Source organism: Victivallis sp. Marseille-Q1083, assembly GCF_903645315.1.
Taxonomy (GTDB): Bacteria; Verrucomicrobiota; Lentisphaeria; order Victivallales; family Victivallaceae; genus UMGS1518.
On the sequence record NZ_CAHJXL010000001.1, the window covers coordinates 1,001,351 to 1,025,082 of the forward strand.

Sequence of the window (23,732 nt, forward strand, 5' to 3'; positions counted from 1 at the left end):
GCAGGTTATTGACCCGGTCAATTCAAGGCTTGGAGGAGTTAACGATGAAGCTGGCGTTGTAATCCACCTTGTCGTTTTCATTGCCGCTGAAAAATTGCTGTTCCGGCTGCGGCTGCGACGACGATACCAATTGAAGCCCGGCGGCCGCACAGGCCCGCACCAACTCAACCAGTTGCCGCTTCGTCATTTTTCCATCCAGATGAATTTCCTTGTCATCCATCGTCAGACTCACCTGCGACTCCGGAATTTCCTCCCGGTTCAATTGCCGCCGCAAAAATTCAAAGTCTTTCGCCTGATTGTTCACCACCCAGACGTGCCTGACCCGCGCGTCGATGGCGACCGGCATCCGGGCCTGCTGATCATTGCGCAACGTCTCTTCAAAAGAAGAAAACGCCGGCTTGCCCGGATCGGTGGCGACATTCATCAGATTGATCAGCGGCATGGCGTTATAGGAACCATCTTCCATCCGCTCCAGACCGGGAAGATTGTCGGTGGTATAATACGGAAAATTGGGAACGATTGCCGCTGCTTTGTCGAGCATGGCTTGCGTTTCCGGATTGCGGCCTTCCCCTGAAGTTCCCCGCTCGGTGAACAGCAATTGGAAAGCCGCCATCCCCAATAAAAAGGCCGCCGCCAGCGGAACCGCCTGCCGTAAATAAAGCCAGTTGCGGCGCCGCGGCGCCGCGGCCGCCAGTTTGCGGTAAAAGCCATTCTTGATTTCTTCGGCGGAAAATGTCCGCATTCCCTCGCCGACGCGCTGTTTCAACAACTGATCCAACGTGCTGATCGCTTCCAGTCCGGCCGCACACCGGGAACAATTCCGCAAATGCTCGGCCGTCGCCGCATCAACTTCACGCTCTCCGTCGCACCATGCGCTCAAAAGCGTAAAATTCGGGCATTCACGTTGCCCATCGAGCTGTTCTGTCATGATAAACTGAACCCTGTTTGATTGTTATTGCACGGTTTGCACACATCCAATTTCATACAACTTCATGTTTTTTCAATATATTGATCAGAAGGTCGCGGCCACGCGCAATGCGGGATTTGACCGTCCCGACCTTGCAATGCAGCGCCTCGGCAATCTGCTCATAACTGAATTCCTGGATGTGGCGCAGAACCATCGTTTCGCGCACCGAATCCGGCAATTCATCAAATCCTTCATAGACGGCTTCTTCCGTCTCCTGGCCGCCGACCAGCCTGTCCGGCACCCGCGTCTCGTCCGGCAGCGCCACCTCTTCGTTGCGCCCCTCCTCCATATCGCTGACCTCACGGCTCAAGCTCTGATTGACCTCCGCGCCGCGCCGCCGGTTCCAGTGATACTTGTTGCGCGAAAGATTCGTCGCAATCCGCTGCAGCCAAGTCGACAAACTCGAATCGCCGCGGAAATTCGGCAACGCCCGATAGGCCCGGACAAAAGTATCCTGCACCACCTCCTCGGCATCGTGATGATCCGACAACAAAGCATAGCTGGTCTGATAAAGCCGCGCCGAGTAACGATCGACAATCTCATCGAACACCTCGACCTTCCCGGCTTTGAAGTCGGCAACCAGCTCTTCATCACTGCGCTGGGCGATATTTTTCTTTCCCGCCATTTCCTCTAGACACTTTCAAGCTAAAATTGTTCCGCTCCCGGAACGCCAATTACGTCGAAAAGAAATCTTTTTGGGTAAAAGTATATTTCCGACGGCAAAAATTACAGCAAACCGCCACACTGTCCCGCTCGGTGAACAATTGCTTCAAATCGTCCATCCCCAGCACCAGCATCGCCTGGCGCATTTTCTCCTCCGAACAACTGCAGCGGAATCCGGGCTCCGGCCCGAATTCATAATTGACGTCCGCCTCCTCCAGCGAATCCGGTGCCAGCAATTCGGCCAGAATCCGCCGCAAACGTGTTTCCAGCGGCGAACAGTTGTTCAGCAGCAACTCCTTCACTGCCGGCTGTCCCAACTTCCGCCGCATCACTTCAAAACGCTCAAGATCACAATCCGGCATCGCCTGCAACAGCATCCCTCCGGCAGTATGCACCGGATTGGCCGGGTCCGCATTGAACCGCGTCACCGTGACCATTTCGCTTTCCACCTGATCGCTGAGCGACAGAAAAAAAGCGATGTCCGCCGACGGCTGCGCCAGCGGCGCCTTGGTCTGGCCGGTATTGAGAACTTTGCCGGCCACCGACTTGGTAACGGCAATCATCCCGTCGCCGTCACCGAAAAGTTTTTCCTTGTCTGCCCGGTCGCCCTCCGCCATCAAATGCGGATTCGAAGGCAAACCGCGCACGTCGGCGGCGGCGTTGACATCGGCAAGCAGCCCCCCGGCCGTACCGGGATATTCCCAGCGGATCGTATAACGTTCCTCCCCGGTCAAAAGCGGCGCCAGCAGAGCCGCCGCCGTCAGCGCATCGGAAAAGATCTGGGCGGCAGCCGGGTCGGTATCGTGCGCAATAACCGCATCCTGCACCAGCCGGGTCGTCCCCGCCAGCACAAAACGCACGTTAAACGCTTTCAAAACCCCGCGTATCAGATAATCATTCACTGCCGGCCCCTTTCCCTCCGCCACGGGCGTCAGATCACCCGCTCGATCTCAATTTCCGGATCGATCTCTTCACGCAGAATACGCTCCAGACCATTTTTGATCGTCATCGTCGCATGCGGACAGCAGCCGCAGGCTCCCTGCAGGCGCAACTGAACCACCTTGCCATCAATGCCGATGATCTCCAAATCGCCGCCGTCGGCCTGCAGATGAATCCGCAATTCTTCCAAACGATCGGTAATTTTTTTATTCAAATCGTCCATTTTTCTCTCCAAAATTTTGAATTTTTCATTGAATAGTCACAATCAACCTATATTTTCTATGAAGATAACCGTTCAAAGGCAATTTTACAAGATTACTCTCATCTTTTTTGTGAGGTTTAGCATGGTTGAAACGATCAAAATCGACGGACACGAATTTACCGGCTACCAAATTCCGACGGAGCACGGTACCATTCTGTTGCTGCAGGGCGCCCGCGGCTTTCTCGGCTGCGGTTATTTCAACATCGAAACGGCCGATAAAATGCGGGAACACGTCGCCATCGTCCGCGGCGTCAAAACATTCGACGATATGCTTGCCGCGCCGGTGGCGGCCTGCAGCAGTGCCGCCGCAAACCTCGGCCTCCGCCCCGGCATGTCCGGCCGCGACGCGCTGTTGAAACTGGTTTGACGCGAAAGGAGCCGGCCGCATTTATGCTCGCCATCGTCGACGATAAAATCCCGTTCCTCGCCCAGGTTCTTGAACCCTGCGGGATCAAGGTGCGTTATCTGCCCGGCGCCGCCATCACTGCCGCCGATGTCCGGGATGCCGATTTATTGCTGGTCCGGACCCGGACCCGTTGCGACGCCGCGCTGTTGGCGGCCTCCCGGGTCCGTTTTGTCGGCAGCGCCACGATCGGCATCGACCACCTGGATACCGATTACCTCGACCGGCGGGGCATCCGGTGGTGCAATGCGCCGGGCTGCAACGCCGCCAGCGTCGCCCAATACGTCGTCAGCGTACTGGTCAACTACGCCGTCCACTTTCACCGGCCGCTGGCCGGGCTGACGTTCGGCATCATCGGCGCCGGCAATGTCGGCAGCCGGGTCGCAGCGGCGGCCCGCGCCCTCGGCATGCGCGTCCTGCTCAACGATCCGCCCCGGGCGGAACGGGAACAGGACGGCCGCTTCCTGCCGCTGGACGTCCTGCTGCCGCAGGCGGATGTAATTTCCATGCATGTGCCACTGGTCGACAGCGGCCGTCATCCGAGCCGTCATTTGGCCGGCGAGAAATTCTTCGAACAACTGCCGCCCGGAACTCTGCTGCTCAACTCCGGCCGCGGCGAAGTCGTCGACAGCGAAGCGCTGAAACGGGCTTTGCAGCGGCAGTCGCTGACCGCGGTACTGGATGTCTGGGAAAATGAGCCGGCGATCGACCGGACGCTGCAGGAGCTGCTCTGGCTCGGCACGCCGCACATCGCCGGGTATTCCCTCGACGGCAAAGCCAACGGCACCGCGCAGGTGGTCCGGGCGCTGGCGGAATTTTTTCAATTGCCCTTGCGGGATTTCCGGCCGGCGGACCTGCCGGCGCCGCCGCGAAGCATATTGCATCTGCCGGACGGCCTGCCGCCGGCGGAAGAATTGCAACGGGCGGTCAATTTTTCCTATGATGTCCGCCGGGACGACGCAGCATTGCGCCGGGATCCCGGTTGTTTTGAATTTTATCGGGGCAATTATCCGCGGCGCCGGGAATTCGGCGCATTTACCATTCACAACGCGTCGGCTGCGGTGGCCGGCGTATTGAGCGAATTGGGATTTCAAGGTTAAGGAAGGAGCTCTCCGGTCGTGAAATTTCTCGATTTCTGGGTTAAAAATCAGGAGCGTTATCAGGCGCTCCTTTTCGATATCGACGGCACTTTGATCGCCGGCCGGCACCTGATGCCGGGTGCCGACCAGATGCTCCGGTGGCTGCGGGAAAACCGCTACCCGTTTTTTCTGCTGACCAACGACGGCAACCATTCGACGCTGGAAAAAAGCATGCTGCTGGCCAGCAACGGGTTGAAAATCGCCCCGGAAGAGATCCTTTCCTGCGCCGACGCGCTCGTCGAAGTGGTCGAGGAACGACGGCTCCACGACCAGAAGTTTTTCATTCTCGGCGACCTCGGCAACCCCTGTTATGCGTTCCGCGCCGGTTTGCAGCCGACCCGGGAACTGGCGGAGCTGGACTCCTGTACCGGCGTTATTTGCGGTGAAGGCCGTTACGACTGGTACGATCATATCCAGGCAGTGTTCAATTTTTTCCGCCGTCATCCGGACCGCCTGTTCATCGTTCCCAACCCGGACGGCTGCTGGCCCGGCGCGCCGAACGGCGATTTCGGCATCGGCGCCGGCGGCGTCGCCCGGTTCATCGCCAGTTTGCTGGCGGAGATGAATCTTGACATTCCGATTCATTACCTCGGCAAACCCTATCCGGCCATTTACGATTATGCCCTGCACCGGCTGCGGCAGAAATTCCAGTTGCAACTCAACGACCGCCGCCGGGTCATGATGCTGGGAGATTCGCTGCTGTCGGATATCCGCGGCGCCAACTGGAGCGGGCTGGAATCGGGGCTACTGCTGACCGGCATCACTTCGCCGGAATTGGCGGCCGCCGCAACGGCCGAATTCAAACCGAACCTGCAATTCGAATCCTTTATCTAGGGCTTTACATCATGAACTGGTCCCAACTTTTATCGTTCCAACGGCTCGGCAAAGATCAGCCGAAACCGCTGCAGCCCGGCCGGTCGCCGTTCCAACAGGACTTCGACCGGATCATCTTCTCCTCCGCGTTCCGCCGCCTGCAGGACAAAACCCAGGTATTTCCGCTGGCCGAGCACGATTACGTCCGCACCCGCCTGACCCACAGCCTGGAAGCCGCTTCGATCGGCCGGTCGCTCGGCGCCGGGGCCGGCGTCTTCATCTGCCGCCACGGCGACCTGGCGCCTTTGCAGCCGAGCGATGTCGGCGCCATCTGCGCCGCCGCCTCGCTCGGCCATGACATCGGCAATCCGCCGTTCGGTCATTCCGGCGAAGAGGCGATCCGTCACTGGTTCACCCATTCCGCCGTCGCCGCCACGCTGCAGCAAACCATGACCGAGCACGAATGCGCCGATTTCCGGCGTTATGAGGGCAATGCGCAAGGTTTCCGGGTGCTGGCCCGCCTGCAGATGCCGGACAATTACGGCGGCATGCAATTGACCTGCGCGACGCTGGCCGCCGCCGCCAAATATCCGTATCCGGGCAGCGCCAATCACAAGAAATTCAACTTTTTCCAGGCTGACCGGGAGCTGTTTCGCCTGGTGGCGGAAGCAACCGGCATGCAGCCGAGGGCGGGAGAAGACTTTTCGTGGTATCGCCATCCGCTGGCGTTTCTGGTGGAAGCGGCGGATGACATCACCTACCGCATCATCGATTTCGAAGACGGCCACGCGTTGAAAATCATTCCATACCCGGAAATCGAACGGCTTTTTCTGGCCATCATCGACGACGGCGATACCCGGAACAAAGTTCAACAACTTCACGATCCCGAACGCAAAGTGGAAATGCTGCGCGCCAAGGCGCTCGGCACTTTGATCGACCAGATCATCAAGGCATTTGAGCGGCATCACGACGCCATTCTGGCCGGGGAACTCGAACAGCCGCTGATTCACCTGATTCCGGCGGCTCCGGTATTGGCAGAGATACTGCAACGCAGCATCGAAGAAGTTTACACCTTCCGACGGGCCGTGGAAATTGAGGCGGCCGGTTACGAATTGACGTTCGGGTTGCTGGATACTTTCGTGCCGGCGCTGGAAGAAGCCGCGTTCGGCCGCGCTTCGGACCGCAGCCGGAAGCTGCTGCAATTGCTGCCGAAGCGGTATTGCCCGGTCGATGACCCGGCGTGGAAAGGCAGCAGCTATCTGCGCTTGCTGATGCTGCTCGATTACCTTGCCGGCATGACCGATTCCTATGCGGTGTCATTGTTCAAGAAAATCAAAGGAATTTCATTGCCCGGCATGATGATGTAAAAAAATAACCGCTCCAGGTCGTACCTGGATGCGGTTCAGCGGGCGGCTACCGTTTGTCCTTATCCAAACAAGTTAACTCCCAAACAATACCGGGGCTTGAAACATGCTAACCAAAGTATCCAGCTTGAGGAAACGCCTCCACACCATCGGCGATATCACCAGATTTCGTCAAACGACGAGTCGGTCGGATTCGACAATCACTAATTGCCGCTTCGCCAGATAAAAATAAAAAATCAGTTTTATTTTTTCCCGTCATCAAACTCATTATCTTTCTGAAGAGATTGCCGCCGGGATTTACAATTGGAAGAAGATTTCAAATAGAACTCCTGTAGACCGTAACCACATTTCTTTTTGCACCAGCAATACCAAGCTCCGCCACCGCACAGAGCGCAAAGAAGGATCAAAACTTCTGTAATACTCATTGGGAAACCTTATGAAACCTGATTTTTTATTTTCTTGCAAAGAGGGAGATGATTCGAATATTTGAGGAAACGAAAAGCTCCGGTTAACAGCCCGGACTGCCGGCTATCTAGAAGATTTGAGAAAGGAAAACCTTTTGAAAAGAGGTTATTTCCTTCTCGAATGCTTCTTTTTCCAAACCTTTTCGTCACCTTTTCTGGTAAATAGCAAATGATGCTTTTTCAACTGCCACGATACCGTATCAGAAAATCAATCTTTTCCAATTGCTCGAAAACGATCCGTCAGTAAAAAATTCCGCGATCCGGACATTACCGGTTTTGTCAATCGTCAAAGCCGGCTTGTCCGGCACCTCTCTGGTAACGGTTATTTTTGTATCGCCGCCTGAAAATTGTCTGAGAACAAGTTCAAGCTTCGAATGATGAGTTTGCCCCTGAAGCCAATTGCAAAACGTGTGGCAGCGTCGGAACGTGCAGTCAGATCCAAAGACATCGTACTGCATCGATCGGCGGCAGGGAACTCCAATTCTTCGAAAGGAATAATCGCATTTTTATCCCCGTAGGTATAAAGAAACGGTTTGATAGTTCCCTCGCCTTCTGCCATTATTTCCAAACGGTAAATTTGATTGGAGGGAAGAGGCTGCTGGTTGTAAATGACAATAAAATCATTGCTTTCCAAAAGCAAGGAATTTTGTTCGGGCAGCAGCTCAAGTCTTGCCGGCCAAGCGTTTCCGGATGTCAGGTGTTGACGATTCAGTTTCCAATTCTGAGGACACTGTAAAACGTATTCCGTTTGCGCAGTCGGAAAAGTTTCCTGATGCAGCAAGTCTGATGTATTCAGTGAAAAAAGCAAATCCGCCGCAGGTGCGGGATTGGTATTGACAACACTTTCAATATTTACCGGTTGAATTTCCGAATTGTGGGCGGTATTGCGGCATGATACTTGAAAAGCGAGTGTAAGAATCGTCACACCTGCCAAGCAGAAAGGAAAAATTTGACGGCTTTTCATAAATAGCTCCTGTGATGTTATGGGGTCTGTGAAAGAGTTTTGTCGTCGATGACAGGGCCGGCAACGCCTGAAGTACTGCTGAATTTTCTTTGGTTATTTCCTCCTTCCATTACAAATGGTCAATTTTTCATCATGGGTGAATGCTGCGGGCCGGAATGCCTGCAACAGTGTCCTCATCGGTGACGTCGCGAATTACTACGGCCCCGGCACCAACGATACATTTTTTCCCGATGACTATTCCGGGAATCACTGCAACGCCGGTGCCAAGAAATGTTTCCTGCCCAATCGTTACGTTCCCTGCCAGATGAGTACCGGGTGCAAGGTGGACAAAGTCAGCCAGGCAACCCTCGTGATCAATTGTAGCGGCAGTATTGACGATGCAATGCCGTCCAAGCGAGCAGCCATATTGAATGACGGCATTCGCCATGATTACCGTACCGGGGCCGATTTGCACAGACGGGGATAGAATTGCGCGGGGATGAATCAAACGAACCCAATTCGCCTTGGGAAAACGTTCTGCCAATTTTTGCCGAATGGCATTTTTCCCGATTGCGATTACGGCCTGACCGACAAACGATTCTGATAAATCGGCGATGCAGCCGACGACTGGAGTCCGATTGATATAACTTCCCACAGGAATGTTATCGTCCAGGATGGCAAGTTCCTCCTGAGGCATTTGCAAGTGCAACAAATCAATGAGTACGCTGGCGTGCCCCCCTCCGCCCAATAGATAAATCATCATTTCTCCTCGCTGCCGAATTTCTTCATAGTCGCTTCTCCATCAGCGGAAATCCCTTCCTTTCTGATAATCCGGAACAGCGTTAACAGAAATATTTTGGCATCCAGTTGAAAACCGCATTTCTCGACATATTCCAAATCAAATTCGAATTTTTGGCTCCATGACAGGGCATTGCGCCCGTTAACCTGTGCCCAGCCGGAAATTCCCGGACGCACGTCATGACGCCGGTGTTGCCTATCGTTGTACAACGGTAAATAATCCGTCAGCAGCGGACGCGGTCCGATCAACGACATATCTCCTTTCAGGACATTGAACATCTGAGGCAGTTCATCCAGGCTGGTATGACGCAGCCAGTTGCCCAGAGGCGTTAACCGCTCCCGGTCGGACAGCAGCCGCCCGGTCTGGTCCCGTTGATCTGACATGGTACGAAACTTATATAAGAGAAATATTTTTTCATTTTTCCCCGGCCTGGGCTGACAGAACAAAACCGGGCGTCCCATCTTTCCGTAAATGACGACTGCAATGATCAGCCATAGGGGAAATGTGAGTAACAGAAGCAACAAAGCAACAGTAAAATCAAAAAAACGTTTGACGCCGAAATAAAAATATTTTGTCTTCCTCACTTTGATAACTCCCGATCGTCGCCGGTTATTCCACCGGACAAAGAAAGCTGTCCCGGCAAGGTGGCAGCCGGCTGTAATGCGATGCCATCCCAGAAAACTTCCCCCTGATGCAATGCCAAAACAATTCTAAACTGTTGACCGGTAGGAACCGATATCGGAATGGTACACTTTATAATGCCGAAAGTTCTCAATGGCAGAGAGCAAAGATTGCGATAACTTAGAAAACGCTTTTTGCTGTCGTAAAACGTAAGGAAAATTTCCGGATAAGACCCTGGCAATCCTCGAATGAGCAGATGCAACCGATAATCGCCGGCCGGAATAAAATCTTTGGTATAAATGGAAATTAAATTACGGCTGGCCATGCGTAGGGAATAATGTCCTGAGATGGCGTCGGAGCTGAGCTCAATTTCAGCCTTACAGTCAGGAGCAAAACCAAACGTGGAGCGAATACTCCAATGCTCCGGAAATTTCAAATTCGGCTGGAGAAAAAATTCCAGCCCGGCACCCCATTGATCGGCGGTTGGCAAACTGGACTGAGGCATTGGGTTTTCTTTTTCGAAATTACCGTTCAATGGCAGAGTTGAATTGCATTGTCCTGCCGAACCGTTAAAAAATTTTCCATTGAGAACGGTAAACTCTCCGCCGGGCATTTCCGGAGAATAGCGGTAGACGCTGAGTTTCTTGCGCTGACTCCGATTGCGGAAAAAAGACCCGACGAACTGCCATTGTTCCGGAGGAATTCCCAGCTCTTCAGCCAGGGTGGGAGAACGATCGCTGTTTTCGTTGACGACGACATAAACATGCCGATAAGCATTGCTTTGCTCCAGGATAAAATCCCGACACTGTTCCAAAGTCGCCTCCGGAAGTGCGACTGCTCCAATCTCGGCATAATACTCGATACGCCGGGCATCTTTGGCGTCTCCGAGAAGAATGGCTGCCCCGGCATGCTGTAGAGAATCCGCTCGAATACACTCGCCGATACGGGGAATACAATCGTCATAAGGGTTGAAATGAAAATCTTTTCCCAGGCAGATTATGGCCAGTATGAGCAGGAGGAACCGGGAAAAAGAACGCTCGAAAATATTGAAATAAAGCAAATATACCGTAAAGATGATTGCGGGAAAAAGCAAAATTGCAGTATAGCGGGATGAGGAAGAGGAACCGAGATATAATCGCCAGAGAATCAAAAAAAAGACGCCACCTGCAACCACCCAGAAGAAAGCGTTCCGCTTTTTCCATTGGCTAAAGCAGAGCAGAATCATTCCAGCCACTGCCGTAACCATCAGCGGTTCGAAAAGAATTCCGCTAAACGCCTGCATCAGAACGCTCCTCCGAACAGAAGAGAAAACAGTAAATCAACGCGGTTACGATAAAAAGCAACAACTTCCAACGGAAGTTGCATCAAAAGCGCCAACCAAAGGAAACAGCCAATCGTAGAAAACAAACAAATTATCAAAGCCTGTACCGCCTGCCATAGAGTTTGTTTTTGATAACAGAGATTGATCAAAATACCGAATATTGCCAGGGGAAGAAATTCCAGAGCTTCGTAACGTGTCCAGACAGCCAGAGCAATACAGAGACCAACAGGCACGAAATAGATATTTTTTCTTTGCTTTAGCGCAAGAAGCATAAACCAGATGACCAAACCGGAAAATAATAAATAAAGGCTTTCGCGCTGAATTTCGGTGGATAGTTCAACGGCTCCGGGAGCGACTGCGATAAGCAAAGCGCCTGCCAATCCCATTTCCTCTGTCGACGGGAAAACCCTGATGATGCGATAAATTACTGCCGGCAGTAGAGTTCCGGCTGAAATACTGATGATAATTCCGGCGGTTTCTGCCGCGAATCCCACGTGCATCAAAACCCGAATGAGATAAAGAAAAAAAGGAGGAATAAAAATATTTTGTCGGATTAGAAGTCGTAACCCCGCCGGACCTTTGTCATACCAGATTTCAGCCATGTTCAAATAAAGGATGCCGTCTCTGGAAACCGTGGATTCCATATACCAGCAGAAGATTCGTATCGCCAAGCTAAAAAGACAAATCGCCACCAAGCCCCACGGCATTGCCGACAGAGGAAATATTTTGTCCAAGCCGGGGATGGTGAACGAAAAACAGGAGCGGTTCGAATAATTCATAGAAAAAATGCTTGTAAATGTGCGTTGATTTCAATTATCTCCGAAAACAACGGAATGACTGCCACCAACCGAATCGGCTTTACCAATCGTTGTTCTTCATTTTTCCGATTGCAGAATTTGGGAATAAATAACTTCGATAAGGCCGGCTGTTCGGTCCAAATCAAGCAGCTCTCTAACTTCTCGTTGCCCTTGAAGGGCCATTTGCGTAGCTTGTTCTGGGTCAATCAACATTCTTTCAATCGCCTGAGCAAGCCGCCGAGGCGATTTGGCCGGAACGGTATATCCAGTCTTGCCGTCAATGACAATATCCGGAAAGCCGCCGACATCGGTGGAAACGGTCGGAACTGCCGCCGCTAGACTTTCAGCAGCTCCTCCCAGATTTTCACTGTGTGAAGGGTGGACCGCGACATCGAATTCCCGGTAAATCTGCAGCACGTCCTTCCGGAATCCGGTAAACAATATCTTATCGCCACATCGGCGGCGGGCATAAGCCTGTACCTGTTCCATATAACGTTGGCTGGTGCCGAAAGGCCCGCCGACAATGACTCCAGTTATGTCGGGATAATCATGCAGGAGCAGACGCATGGCATCAATGAAATCTTCATGACCTTTCAACCCGTACCTCTGTCCCAGATAACGCTTGGGTTTATAGAAATAACAAACCATTGCGACCAGCCGACTATCCGGAGAAAGCCCGAATTCCGAACGTAATTGTCCGGTTGTTTCGAATGTTTTCGCATAACTTTCACTTCCATAATAAGCTAAAAAAAGACGTTTCGAGCTGATGCCAGCCTGGAGATATTTCTGAAAACTCAACCGGCAGGCAGGAGCCCAATAATCTGCTGCAGTAGCGGACAAAACATCCAGTTTACGGAAAATACAACTTTCCAGATGCAGCGGTCCCGGAACCTGAAACAATCGCGGGATAGAAGAATTTCTCAACGCCAGACGCATCATTAAAATATTGGTCACAAAATGGCAATGAATAAGGTCCGGCTGTTCCGTTTCGACCATTTGTCGGATTGTCCTGATTCGACGGGATAAAAGCCATGGTTTGGAAACCGGTAACGAACAGTCTGCCCGGATAACTTTGATCCGGGCAGATCGATAGAGGTCGGCATAATCCCCGGACTCCTCCGGAATGACAACCGTCAAATCAAGCCCATGTCGAAACAGCCATAGAGCTTGTTCATAAGCCCATTTGGCGCCTCGATTGGTTTTTATCACATATAATATTTTCATCGTTTTTTCTACAAGGCCAGCAATTGTTTTAGTGCCATAATTTTTTGATAATTGACACAATTTTCTGCAATTCCTCCAAAGTCAGCTTGGTGTCCGAAGGCAGACAGACGCCGTTTTCGAAAATGCGTTGCGCAATACCGGCGTGATCAATATAGTCACAGTCCCGGAAAAAAGGCTGCAGATGCATGGGTTTCCAAATCGGACGGGATTCGATATTTTCCGCTTCAAGCGCCAACATGACATCAAGCGGCCTGACCCTGGATCCCGAAAGCGTGATACAGGAAAGCCAGCAATTGGAATAACTCCAATCATTGGCGGGCATCATTTTAATTTCCGCAACAGTGGAGAATGCTTGCGTATAAAATTCAAATATCTGCCGCTTTTTAGTTACACGCTGATCCAGCACCTTGAGTTGACCACGACCGATTCCGGCCAGAACGTTGCTCATTCGGTAATTGTATCCCAGTTCCGAATGCTGATAATGGCGCGCGGAATCCCGACTTTGCGTTGCCCAGAAACGAACTTTTGCAATTCGTTCGGCAGCCACCGCGGAATCTTTCTGATTGGCAACCAGCATTCCTCCTCCGGAGGTAGTAATTATTTTGTTGCCGTTGAAGCTGAAAACACCATAATCGCCAAAAGTTCCGGAGTATCGGCCCTTGTAAAGCGTACCAAGGCTTTCAGCCGCATCTTCGATCAAGCAAACTCCATGCTTCCTGCACAACTCCATAATCCGGTCCAAATCTGCAGCCAGACCATAAAGGTGTACGACGATGACAGCTTTGACGTTTGGATATTTTGCAAACGCTTTTTCCAAGGCATCCGGCGACATATTCCAAGTATCCGGTTCACTGTCAATGAAAACCGGTATGGCATTCTGGTAAATGATGGGATTGGCCGAAGCTGAAAAAGTCAAAGATTGACAAAAAACGATATCACCTTGGCCGACGCCGGCAGCTTTCAAGGCCATATGAATGGCCGCCGTGCCGCAACTCAGCGCCGCTGCATGGCTGGAACCGACTTTGTCTGCCAGTTCCTGTTCGAAACGGTCAACATTTTCTCCCAGCGGTGCAATCCAATTACTGTCAAACGCTGCTTGGATATACTGTTTTTCGAATCCTTCATCACTCATATGCGGGGAGGCCAGGTAAATACGCGGCAAAGTTTTCATCTTTTTCCTTTAGACTAAACATTGTTTTATTGAAATTAGTTAATGGGATGATAAGTCGATACAACTTCTTCCAGATAAATTCGCAAAGCAGCGTCGTCACCATTCTCGATAATCTCATGAAAATGAGGAAGCTGCCGAGCCAGCAAAGCCTCGCGATCAAAATGAATCGGATTGCTGATGAATATTTTCTGATGCCGAGTATTGGTCATACCCTCTTCCGCCAGTGAGAGCTCCTCAAAGAGTTTTTCACCCGGTCTCAAACCGATAAATTCAATATTGATATCTTCATAGGGCGTCAGGCCGGAAAGGCGAATCAAATTTTCTGCCAATGAGAGGATTTTGATTGGCTTACCCATATCGAGAATAAAAATTTCCCCGCCGCGAGCCATCGCTCCGGCTTGCAGCACCAGGCGGGAAGCCTCCGGAATGGTCATGAAATATCGGGTGATATCCGGATGAGTTACCGGAAGAGGCCGTCCTTCTCGAATCAACCGTTTGAAAAGAGGAACGACGCTGCCATTGCTGCCCAAGACATTTCCGAAGCGGACGGCGGCAAATTCAGTCTGGCCGGGTTCGTTCAACGACTGGATGATCATTTCGCACAGACGCTTGCTGGCTCCCATGACATTGGTCGGATTGACTGCTTTGTCAGTAGAAATCAAAATGAAACGCTTGACTTTGTGCTGCTTGGAAATGCTGGCCAGATGATAGGTCCCGAATACATTGTTCTTGATCGCTTCCTTCGGGGAATGTTCCATCAACGGCACATGCTTGTGAGCTCCAGCATGAAAAACGATTTCTGGGTGATATTGGCTGAAAACTTCTTCCAGCCGTTCCGGATCGCGTAGAGAGCCGATGAGCACCTCCAATTTTAACTCCGGGAAACGGCGACGAAGCTCCAATTCGATGTCATAAGCGTTGTTTTCATAAATATCGAAAATAATCAATAATCTGGGGTTGAAAGTGGCAATTTGACGGCAGAGTTCGGAACCGATGGAACCACCACCGCCTGAAATCAAAATGGTTTTCCCCGTCAAATACGTTTTTATCTGTTCCAGGTCCAGTTTATTTTCATCCCGTCCCAGCAAGTCGGTAATTTCGACATTGCGGATCTGATTGACGGTAACTTTTTCTTCGAGGATTTCGCGCAGGCTCGGAACTGTCAACAATTTGCATTTCGTCTGGCTGCAAATTTCCAACACTTTCTTGCGCTCTTCATTGCTGGCAGAAGGCATGACGACGACGATGATTTCCACTTTATACTTTTCCACAGCGGAAAGAATCATATCACGTCCGCCGGCAACCGGTATGCCATTGAGTTTCATACCGCGCTTTAGCGGATCATCGTCGATGAAAACGACCGGTTTGGCATGGAGATTATTATAATGACCGATTTCGGCAAGAAGTTTTCGGCCGGCGTAACCCGCTCCGATCAACATAGTCGGAGGCGACGAGGACTCTTCTTCATGAGCTTGAGGCAGAAGGGGCAACGAACGACAATAATTCCAATAAACCTTCAACAATCGTGCGATTCGGAGACTGAGCCGCGGTGCCACCAGGAAAGTAGTGTTAAAAAAGAAAACCAGCGGATAAATCCCCAACGGAATATTTTGAAGCGCAAAAGCCGAAATGCCCATGCCGGTAAAAAATGCACAATAAATGAAACTCCAGAATATGACGTAGAAAAATTCCGGCAAGCTGGCATAACTCCAAATTTTACTGTACATCCCGGAAATGGTGAAGAGAAAAATCTGGAAAAGGATGAAAGCCTGATAGTACTCCGTATAAAAGTGATAGCCATGTTCGAACTCACTAGAACCGGTCTGCAAATTACTGCAAATCCATAAAGCCCCCAAATAAGATACATTCAAAATGACAATATCTACCGGCAGCCACGCGAAACGCAACAGCATTGCTGTAACATTGAATTGTTTGATGTTTGATTGTGCCATACGACAATTCCCTCTTTTCTAATTTGGTAAAAGCTCTGATTCGACAATTTTGAAATTGTTGTCAGATAAAATGAATGGCCGAATAAAACGGCCGCATTTTACTTAAAAGATTGCTTATTCAATTTCAGCAAGTTGCTTTAGTCTCTGAAAAAACTGCCGGCGCCGTTGCTTCAATACCTCTTCCCTGTATTTCATGGCTTCGGCGAAATTACGTTGCTGCTGTTGATGGACAAATTCCGGATTGGCCAAAAAAGTACAGATTTTATCGGCAAGAGCATTGGAATCGTTAGGCGGAACCAGAGCGGCCGGCTCAAGCAGTTCCGGTATACCGCCGACCCGGGTGCCAATGCACGGCAAGCCGGCAGCCATTGCTTCGATGACGGCCCGCGGCAAACCTTCGGTTCTGGACGGATGGATGTAAAGATCGGTTTGGAGCAGTTGAGCTCTGACTGTTTCCGGATCGACACTCCCGTGAAAATCGACACAGTCGCTGATTCCCAGCGTTTCGCTCAATTCCTGCATCAAAGGACGAAATTTTCCATCTCCCAGCCAAACCAGTGTTATTGAAATACCGTGTTGTTTTAAAATTTTCACTGCTTGCAGAGCAATATCCGGTCCCTTATACAATTGCGCCAGGGAACCAATGCTCAGAAGACGATAAGTTCGTGACGGCTGAAAATACCGCAGAGAAAAATGCTCCAGATAACTGGCCGGAATGATAACATTGGAAACTGCAGTCGAGAAACAGCCGGACCGGACCGGATACGTTTTCTGCAATTTCTCCTGGGTCACATAAAGCGCCGCGGCACTGTTCCGTACAACTCGCTGAAGTGTGCGAGTACAAATCCGGCGGAACACAGGACGAAAAGGAACGGAAACCCCGCCTTTTGCAAAAACCTCCCAAGGGTCCCCGACGACTTCCACGCCATAAGGAAGCCCCTGGGCGGTCAACAGCCGAGCCGCAGTAGCCCCCAGAATGCCGGGCACCCGGCAGAGGTAAGCCCTGCCGGGCAAAAGGTTGCGGCGAATCATTTCCCGCAACTGGGCGCGGACCTCACAATATTGCCGAAGACCGACATAGTACGGCAATTCAATGAAGGAAATTCGTCCTTGGCCTGAAACGATTCCTGATGCTGCTGGCTCCGGACAATTATCGGCAACCCTCGCCATCACAAAGAGATGCTCGAATACATCCAGATAGCGTTGCCATAAGCATTCGGAAAAGCTGACCTCCAAGGGGTAGATCTTTCCCGTCGGCGACTTTTGAAATCTGGCTTCTGTAATAAAAACAAGATCCATTTGACTTTTTACTGCAATTTCGAAGCAGTCTTGGATTTATGGCGATTCAGTATTGTCACACCAGCATAAACCACCAGCAGGTAATAAAATACCGTTCTGACAATGGCAATGAACGAATTGCGCACCGTTGCCAAGCCCAATTGGCAGAACAGAATAACCAGCAGAAATTGTAACGGATGATTTTTACTGATCTCCGGAGTAATACTTCGGAAAATTCTGGCCAGGACAAACCCGTAGAGCAACATAAAGAAAAATCCGAATATTCCAAAATTCAAATAAGCTTCCGCCACGATGGAATAACCGGGGCCATAGCCAAGTTGCAATTCTCGCTGCAGCCAATCGCCCAGCGTGGCGTATTCCTTGCCCGGATGAATATCCCAGAATCCCAAATTAGGAATGATCGTTGTCAAGGAATAAAAAAAGGTACTGCCATAACGATGGGATCTGACCTGGGGTACAAGCTGCATCGTGGCGGCAAGCGGCATCATGGAACTCCCCATTTCACTGAAGGTCTCTGTAATTGGAGACGTGAAACGTTGAACCTCCCCTGTGTTGGAAAAATAATCACTGAAAGTCCTGTGGGAATTGCTTCTTACTTCGGAGATGACCGATAACAATCCCAGAAAAAGATAAGCGCTTAGACCAACGAACAAAAGCTCCTTCCATTTCAATGGACGAATCAGGTTGTGTTGAACCAGCAGCACAACACTTGCCAGGATGACGGCCTGCGTTCGACCACCGATAAACAGCGTAAAAATGATGTCAAGCAACAGAATACCCAGAAAAAAGAATTTTGCCCGTCGGGATGTATGGTATGCCACCAAAAGACATAAAATGGAAGGAATGAAATAACTGCTCAAAATGTAGTTGATATTCGCCAGCCCGATATGGACCTCCTGTTCATAAATAGCACCATAACCATAACTTTTTACCACGCCATATTCCGTGAAACTTTTGACGAAAAAAGGCAGGAACGATATGGCAAACAACCCCCAGCCGACCAGTTTTATTCCGTACAATTGGTGGAAGTGAGAGATTGGCGGTCGTTCCAAAGCAGAGTCGCCAGGATGCTCCGAGTTCAGTGAAACTTGAGAAGCCGGTTTCAAGGCACATATGGCACCAATGTGCATAAAATTCAGAAACAGTAGCGTCAACAACTGACTGTTGAAAATATCCTGAAATGAAAAAGGCAAAACATAAGAATTCAACAAATCCCTCTGGGGAGAAACCAGATCAAATGGATAGAGCAATGACTGGCCGAAAGTAAATAAGTAAGCGGCAACGACAAACAGGCAATAAGGATTGATCATGTTGCCCTGCAGCCGCTTCCAACTCCAACAGGTAAAAGCCAGTTGCAATAAACCGATGCTGCCCATTGTTTTTAAAGCAGGCATACCGGGCCGCTGGCAAAACAACCAGCCTAATGAGATAACGATCAGGAAAATGAATGCAACAAAGAAGTGAAAGGAACGTTTATTCATGGGTTGGACAATAGAGGTGATCCATTAGAAATTGAATGGTTTTACCGATGCCAAAACCGGAATCGACAATGATTTGAGAAACATCCCGACGTATGTATCCGTCATAATCGGAAGCGATGAAAGAAGCCCATCGCTCCGCAGGAGAAGCGATATCCAGAAATTTAATATTATCCGTAAGGGCTATATCCCGGGTGATTCGGTCGGAACAATAAACCTTCAACCCAGCACACTGCGCCTCCACCAATGCAACCGGCAATCCTTCGAAGAAGGAAGGAAAGAGGAAAATGTCCATTGCCTGCAACAATTCCGCCACATCGGAACGCAGGCCGAGGAAGGACACTTGTTTATCGATATTCCACTCCTGAGCCAATTGACGGCTGGCCGGCAGAAGAGGACCGGTTCCGACCAGCAACAAGTGCGCTTGCGGATTGATTTGAAGAAAACGTTCAAAAACTTTTAAAAGAAAATGATGATTTTTCATTTCACAGAAACGTCCGACATGGCCAAAGACTAACTTTCCATCCAATTTCAACTGTCGCCTGAGACGTTGCCGCGTCGTCTCATTGTAAGCAAATGCTGCTGTATTGATACCGTTATTCACCATTTGGGCCCCGGGAAATGCACTCGTATGTCCAAATACCCAACGCAATGCCAGATCGGAACAGCCGAGGTAGTGGGTTGCAACTCCGGCGATTCGTAACTTGTTGCAATAATGAAGTCCGCGATGCAGCAGCGATTTTGGCGCTGAACTGCTGTGTGAATGAGCGATACGAATGGGATAACCAAATTGGCAAGCGGCAGCCAATGGTTCTATCGAACTGAGGGAGGAAAGATGCTGGTGAATTGCAATATATTCACCTTGATGGTTTTTGAAAAATTGTTTCATGATGGTATGGTAACGTAAAAAACCGCAATGGCGTGGAAGGATGAAAAATATCTTCCCGCCCAGAGAAGCGATTTCCTCTGCATAGAAATTCTCTTTTTCATTCAATAGAAAGTCGAATTGTACACGGGAATGATCAATGTTTCGGAAAACATTCATAATAAATGTTTCTGCTCCACCGACATTCATGGAATTCAAAACATGCAATACTTTATTCATAAAATTTTATTACTTGAGATATTTTATAGAATAATCGAAGGCTGCCAATCAAAAACAGCTCTATCGATGGGTCAGTTGCTTTATAATAAAGTTTTTCCATGAACTTAGTATTCTTCGAAAAAGGGGTCTTACCAATCGGTATTTCCGCAGAAATTCCGCCTCTTCCAGACGATCGAAATCCCGGTAGAGGAGACCGCGTTCTTGTGGCCGGCGCGGAGGATGGTTCAATTGCCGGTTGGTTGCCTGTGCCGCGGAAAGATCACGGGCATAAAAGATAATTTTATCCTTTATTTTTGAAAAAAGTGACATCCCCTGTTCGGTATTGAGCATGACCATAGAAACCCCGGAACGCCCCGCCGGATGCGGCGATAAATCGGTTCCCCAAAAATCTCCCAGCGTGATATCGGCGGCCCGTTCGCAACAGGCGAAAGGGCAGAGGTAACAACTTTCCCGGAGATTCTTGGCGCCTAGAAATAATTTAAGATAGTAATTGGATCGCTCCGGCAATTCAAATTTCCGTCCATCTTGCCAACAGAGACAGGGACGATAGCCCCAGCCTTCTAAATCCCTGAATCGAAAATCCGCAAGTTTTCCAACCGCTCCGGCAGTCAAGCGTTGCAAGTAAGTTTGAAAAAAACGGGGTGACGGTACACCATGGCAAATCAAGTCGCAAGTGTACAACTGCTCATAGTCTTTGGTCAAAAAAGCGCGAAACCCGGCAATTTGACACGGCGTACCGGTAAATAAAAGCGGAACTCCTGCTTTCAAAAGCTTTTCACCTGCTTGGTAAATCATCCCGATGTCGCTTTGAATATATTTGCTGCCTCGCAGCGGCGGCAATTGTTCCGGCATGCGAACCAGCCGGTGACGCAAGACCATTTGATTGTCAAAAGCCGCTCCCGCGACAGCGCCATGGCGCCGGAGTATTTCCTGGGCGAGAATGGTAAAAATCCCCCCGGAGGAACTGCATTGTCGGATAAAATCATCCCGACCCCATGCCGCGAAAACCGTTTGAGCGGAAAAGAGGCGTATCGGTGTGAGAATCGGACAAACCTTACGACACAATCCACATTCAGTACAACGCTCCTGATCAATTTGCGGGTAATAAAAGCCCTCTTGATCCTGCAGCATGGATAAACATTGCCGTGGACAGCGGTTGACGCAGGCCATGCAGCCGGTACATGACAGCCGGTTACAAAGAGTAATCATTGAAATTCTTGAGGCGATGCCGTTTGTAAAACTTGTTTGAGATAATCCAATGACAATGCCCGGTATTTTCCCAGAATCTTTTCCGGCCGCTGCCAGTCAAACGACAGAGATCGGGCGGTAATATGATTTATTTCAGCAGGCAGAATCCCCCTGGACTGTACTTCGAACAGGTTCAGTAACGAGGAAACCCGATCATCACTGGTTTGACCAGGATTGCATAGAGTAAAAAATAACTTCCGATAATTGAGTGCAAACGCAGTACCGTGAAAGGAATTGGTGACGACCAAAGCGGCCTGTTCATAGAGTTGAAGGAATTCGGCAGGACCGACATCTGGAAGGACTTGATAACCTTTGGCTCCGGCAGCGCCATGAAAACCAATGAATACCACCTGATAGCCGGTGAGTTCTCTGATTTTATCGATCAATGTGAAAGCATAAGGATAAGGATTGAAAACACCGACCAGTAAATAACACAAAATATAAGGTTTTTGTACGATAACCGATTTATCTGCCACTTCCTGCCATTGTTTTCTGTTCAACAGGAAGATGGGATCCAGAACCAGAGGAGCTACACGTCCGGTCAGTTCCTCGGTCAGGCTGGAACCAGAAAGCTCCCGAACGGAAAACTGCCTGTATTGTTTTAAATACGTCGCATAGACTTGCCGATATTTATCAGGCAACCGGGATGCCCCGAAACTGGCGGCATAAGCAATTCGGGGCGCATGAATTGGAGCAAAATCCAGTAGAAATGAATAATCTTTTCCGAGATTGCGCGCTTTCCAGGTCTGATCACTGCCAGTCATGTAAATATCGAACAATGGCGGCCGGCGCAAGATGGCACTCCGACTATAAGGCTGGGTCCGATGCAGTAATTTTTGCCATTCCTGAAATTTCTTTTTTTGACGGTTACGGTTTTGAACATATTTATGATTCAGGAGAAATTGTTTCATCCAGCGGGATAATTGCAACAATTTTGATGCCGAAAGAAAATTTTTCCGGAATTCCCGAAAAATCGATTCCGACCCATCGTCCGCTTCTGTCGAACACTGCATATGATACTCTGTAGGATACAAGTAGTCGATGATTTGACAGTCATATCCCAGGCTTTCAACTGCCTGTTGAGTAGCGTAAGCTTGTAATGCGGACCCGATATTAATGACCCGGTGCATGGTAATGACGCCGACTTTTTTTCTGCTCATAGAAGATTTCCGGATATTTGATTGCATATATGATATTTTTTCCGCAGGCGAGCCAATAGAGAATACATGGTCTTTCGCTCTGCTTCGCTCAATCCCAAACGGAATATGAAAACAAAATTGATCAGTGAACTGGCGATGATCAAGACGATGCCACTGAGAAGCGGGTTAGGGATTAATGGTACCAGTACCCTTTTCAGCAACAACGAAAAAAGAAACGAACCGGTAAAGACGGCCAGAATTGGCAACATACTGCGATATAGATATTTCATGACCGGAAATTGGATTCTGCATTTCAAATAAACGATCCGGGCAACATGACAGAAAAGGTTGATGACGCAACAAACGATCATGACGCAAGACGGCGAATAATGCAAACGCAAAAACAAGTAGGAAAATAACGGAGAAAGCAAAATAAGACCGCTGATGATGAGTTGATAATTACGAATTGTTCCAATAGTCTGGGCGGCCATCCACAACGGAGCGGACATGGTGTCGATCAAAAAGCAGAGCATCGTTAATTGCGTAAAAATGACGACATAGTCCGGAACATTGCCCAACCATAATTTCAAGGCGAACTCCGCTTCCAGCCAGAATGGCAATACTAGAAGCCATAAGAGGAAAAAAGAGTATTTTGAGGTACTGAATACTAAATTGGTGAAATAATGACACTCTCCGGCCGCATAGGATTTGACGATTTGCGGATTGAAGGCAACCTGAAAATTGGCAACGAAAACATTGATGGCATTACCGACCTGATTGGCAATGCCGAGCGCCCCGCTTACCGCGACTCCACAGAAGATGTTGACGATCATGATGATCCCTTGATGCTTGGCAACATTAGCCAATGTTCCCAGAAGGCTCCAGCCGGAAAATGAAAAAATTTCTTTGATATAGTTCATTTTCAATCGGAAAGAAAATTGACACTGGGGAAACTTCCTGCGACAGTATCCGCGATAAAAAAGGAAGACAATCAAGCTGGTTGCACTAGTCATAAAAACATAAAGGATTAATTTGTCGCCGGAGAGAAAGAAAAGCAACCAGACATTCAGCAGCAGTAACAGAGACTCCAGAATGCTTATGAACGAATAAAAAGACATCTTCTCGTAAGCGATAATCAAAGCATTATAGGGAATTTGAATGACTTTGAAACAATAGCCGGCCAGCGTAAGTTGAAAAATCCAATTCGCGGCAGCAAGCCGGGCCGGAGGTATATTCAACCTGCCGTTCAGCAGCCACAAGCCCACCGTTTCTCCCAGCAGAACCGCCAGTGGAATCAAAAGCAGGAAGAAAACAACGCTGACACTGAAAACGCAGGAAACATTTTCCGGTTGCCCTTTGCCGATTTCAAAGTTCAGAAAGCGTTGTGTGGCTGCAACCATAGCCGTATTGAAGAAACCGAACATGACGACGATACCGGCCACGACGCTGAGAATTCCATAATCATCCACGCCCAACAATTTCAAGACGATCCGGGTGGTATAGAAGGAAACCCCCATAACCACAAACATTCGGATGTAAAGAAAAATCGTATTATGAGCGATCCGTTTATTATTTTCAGCGGTAGTGATTGGCATAATGACAAACAATTATAAGGGTAACC

The 23,732-nt window shown here is 49.6% G+C and carries 23 protein-coding genes; 4 read left to right on the forward strand and 19 right to left on the reverse strand.

The features are described 5' to 3' along the window. Nucleotides 1–22: 22 nt before the first annotated feature. Genes HWX74_RS03955 through HWX74_RS03970 form a run of 4 tightly spaced genes read right to left on the reverse strand, consistent with a single transcriptional unit; the run spans nt 23 to nt 2,792 of the window. Nucleotides 23–928, reverse strand: coding sequence for a hypothetical protein (locus HWX74_RS03955; protein WP_176012307.1), 906 nt, complete (start codon nt 926–928; stop codon nt 23–25). Nucleotides 929–980: 52 nt separating this feature from the next. Further along, on the reverse strand, nt 981–1,592 hold the full coding sequence (locus tag HWX74_RS03960; RefSeq protein WP_176012308.1) for an RNA polymerase sigma factor: 612 nt from the start codon (nt 1,590–1,592) through the stop codon (nt 981–983). A 49-nt stretch (nt 1,593–1,641) separates the two neighbouring features. Further along, nucleotides 1,642–2,532 carry an Hsp33 family molecular chaperone HslO gene (locus HWX74_RS03965; protein ID WP_176012309.1) on the reverse strand — a complete coding sequence of 297 codons (891 nt, stop codon included), beginning with the start codon at nt 2,530–2,532 and terminating at the stop codon, nt 1,642–1,644. A 29-nt stretch (nt 2,533–2,561) separates the two neighbouring features. Continuing rightward, a complete protein-coding gene (locus HWX74_RS03970) occupies nt 2,562–2,792 on the reverse strand; it encodes a NifU family protein (protein WP_176012310.1) in 231 nt (76 codons plus the stop codon). Between the two features lie 121 nt (nt 2,793–2,913). Here HWX74_RS03970 and HWX74_RS03975 point away from each other — a divergent pair, with 121 nt between their 5' ends. The 4 genes from HWX74_RS03975 to HWX74_RS03990 are packed head-to-tail and all read left to right on the forward strand — an operon-like array spanning nt 2,914 to nt 6,553. Next, nucleotides 2,914–3,198, forward strand: a complete 285-nt coding sequence (locus HWX74_RS03975; protein ID WP_176012311.1) for a YunC family protein — start codon at nt 2,914–2,916, stop codon at nt 3,196–3,198. 23 nt (nt 3,199–3,221) lie between these two features. Beyond that, a complete protein-coding gene (pdxB, locus tag HWX74_RS03980) occupies nt 3,222–4,334 on the forward strand; it encodes a 4-phosphoerythronate dehydrogenase PdxB (protein WP_176012312.1) in 1,113 nt (370 codons plus the stop codon). An 18-nt stretch (nt 4,335–4,352) separates the two neighbouring features. Beyond that, entirely contained in the window at nt 4,353–5,207 is an 855-nt protein-coding gene (locus HWX74_RS03985) for an HAD-IIA family hydrolase (protein WP_176012313.1), read from the forward strand. A gap of 11 nt (nt 5,208–5,218) precedes the next feature. After that, nucleotides 5,219–6,553 carry a deoxyguanosinetriphosphate triphosphohydrolase gene (locus HWX74_RS03990; protein WP_176012314.1) on the forward strand — a complete coding sequence of 445 codons (1,335 nt, stop codon included), beginning with the start codon at nt 5,219–5,221 and terminating at the stop codon, nt 6,551–6,553. 106 nt (nt 6,554–6,659) lie between these two features. Here HWX74_RS03990 and HWX74_RS03995 read toward each other — a convergent pair whose 3' ends face one another. From HWX74_RS03995 to HWX74_RS04065, 15 genes are all read right to left on the reverse strand, one after another. After that, complete coding sequence (locus HWX74_RS03995; RefSeq protein ID WP_176012315.1) at nt 6,660–6,818, reverse strand: hypothetical protein; 159 nt, start codon at nt 6,816–6,818, stop codon at nt 6,660–6,662. Between the two features lie 518 nt (nt 6,819–7,336). Then, nucleotides 7,337–7,978 (reverse strand): hypothetical protein, encoded by a 642-nt coding sequence (locus tag HWX74_RS04000; RefSeq protein ID WP_176012316.1) that lies wholly within the window; start codon nt 7,976–7,978, stop codon nt 7,337–7,339. A 130-nt stretch (nt 7,979–8,108) separates the two neighbouring features. Then, nucleotides 8,109–8,717: an acetyltransferase gene (locus HWX74_RS04005; protein WP_176012317.1), complete on the reverse strand. Its 609-nt coding sequence runs from the start codon at nt 8,715–8,717 to the stop codon at nt 8,109–8,111. After that, complete coding sequence (locus HWX74_RS04010; RefSeq protein WP_217704841.1) at nt 8,717–9,340, reverse strand: sugar transferase; 624 nt, start codon at nt 9,338–9,340, stop codon at nt 8,717–8,719. The genes HWX74_RS04005 and HWX74_RS04010 overlap by 1 nt, the downstream gene beginning before the upstream one ends. Next, a complete protein-coding gene (locus tag HWX74_RS04015) occupies nt 9,337–10,659 on the reverse strand; it encodes a hypothetical protein (RefSeq protein WP_176012318.1) in 1,323 nt (440 codons plus the stop codon). Before HWX74_RS04015 ends, HWX74_RS04010 begins: the two co-directional genes overlap by 4 nt. After that, nucleotides 10,659–11,477, reverse strand: a complete 819-nt coding sequence (locus HWX74_RS04020; protein ID WP_176012319.1) for a glycosyltransferase family 39 protein — start codon at nt 11,475–11,477, stop codon at nt 10,659–10,661. The genes HWX74_RS04015 and HWX74_RS04020 overlap by 1 nt, the downstream gene beginning before the upstream one ends. 96 nt (nt 11,478–11,573) lie before the next feature. After that, complete coding sequence (locus HWX74_RS04025) at nt 11,574–12,779, reverse strand: glycosyltransferase family 4 protein (RefSeq protein WP_176012320.1); 1,206 nt, start codon at nt 12,777–12,779, stop codon at nt 11,574–11,576. Beyond that, a complete protein-coding gene (locus HWX74_RS04030; protein ID WP_176012321.1) occupies nt 12,748–13,890 on the reverse strand; it encodes a DegT/DnrJ/EryC1/StrS aminotransferase family protein in 1,143 nt (380 codons plus the stop codon). The genes HWX74_RS04025 and HWX74_RS04030 overlap by 32 nt, the downstream gene beginning before the upstream one ends. A 35-nt stretch (nt 13,891–13,925) precedes the next feature. Further along, nucleotides 13,926–15,842 (reverse strand): nucleoside-diphosphate sugar epimerase/dehydratase, encoded by a 1,917-nt coding sequence (locus HWX74_RS04035; RefSeq protein ID WP_176012322.1) that lies wholly within the window; start codon nt 15,840–15,842, stop codon nt 13,926–13,928. A 114-nt stretch (nt 15,843–15,956) separates the two neighbouring features. After that, nucleotides 15,957–17,141 (reverse strand): glycosyltransferase, encoded by a 1,185-nt coding sequence (locus HWX74_RS04040; RefSeq protein ID WP_176012323.1) that lies wholly within the window; start codon nt 17,139–17,141, stop codon nt 15,957–15,959. 8 nt (nt 17,142–17,149) lie between these two features. Next, nucleotides 17,150–18,622, reverse strand: a complete 1,473-nt coding sequence (wzy, locus tag HWX74_RS04045) for an O-antigen polysaccharide polymerase Wzy (RefSeq protein WP_176012324.1) — start codon at nt 18,620–18,622, stop codon at nt 17,150–17,152. Continuing rightward, a complete protein-coding gene (locus HWX74_RS04050) occupies nt 18,615–19,724 on the reverse strand; it encodes a glycosyltransferase family 1 protein (RefSeq protein ID WP_176012325.1) in 1,110 nt (369 codons plus the stop codon). The genes wzy and HWX74_RS04050 overlap by 8 nt, the downstream gene beginning before the upstream one ends. A 60-nt stretch (nt 19,725–19,784) precedes the next feature. After that, entirely contained in the window at nt 19,785–20,933 is a 1,149-nt protein-coding gene (locus HWX74_RS04055; protein ID WP_176012326.1) for a Coenzyme F420 hydrogenase/dehydrogenase, beta subunit C-terminal domain, read from the reverse strand. Next, nucleotides 20,930–22,132: a polysaccharide pyruvyl transferase family protein gene (locus HWX74_RS04060; RefSeq protein WP_176012327.1), complete on the reverse strand. Its 1,203-nt coding sequence runs from the start codon at nt 22,130–22,132 to the stop codon at nt 20,930–20,932. Before HWX74_RS04060 ends, HWX74_RS04055 begins: the two co-directional genes overlap by 4 nt. After that, nucleotides 22,129–23,595: a lipopolysaccharide biosynthesis protein gene (locus tag HWX74_RS04065; RefSeq protein ID WP_176012328.1), complete on the reverse strand. Its 1,467-nt coding sequence runs from the start codon at nt 23,593–23,595 to the stop codon at nt 22,129–22,131. Before HWX74_RS04065 ends, HWX74_RS04060 begins: the two co-directional genes overlap by 4 nt. Nucleotides 23,596–23,732 lie beyond the last annotated feature (137 nt).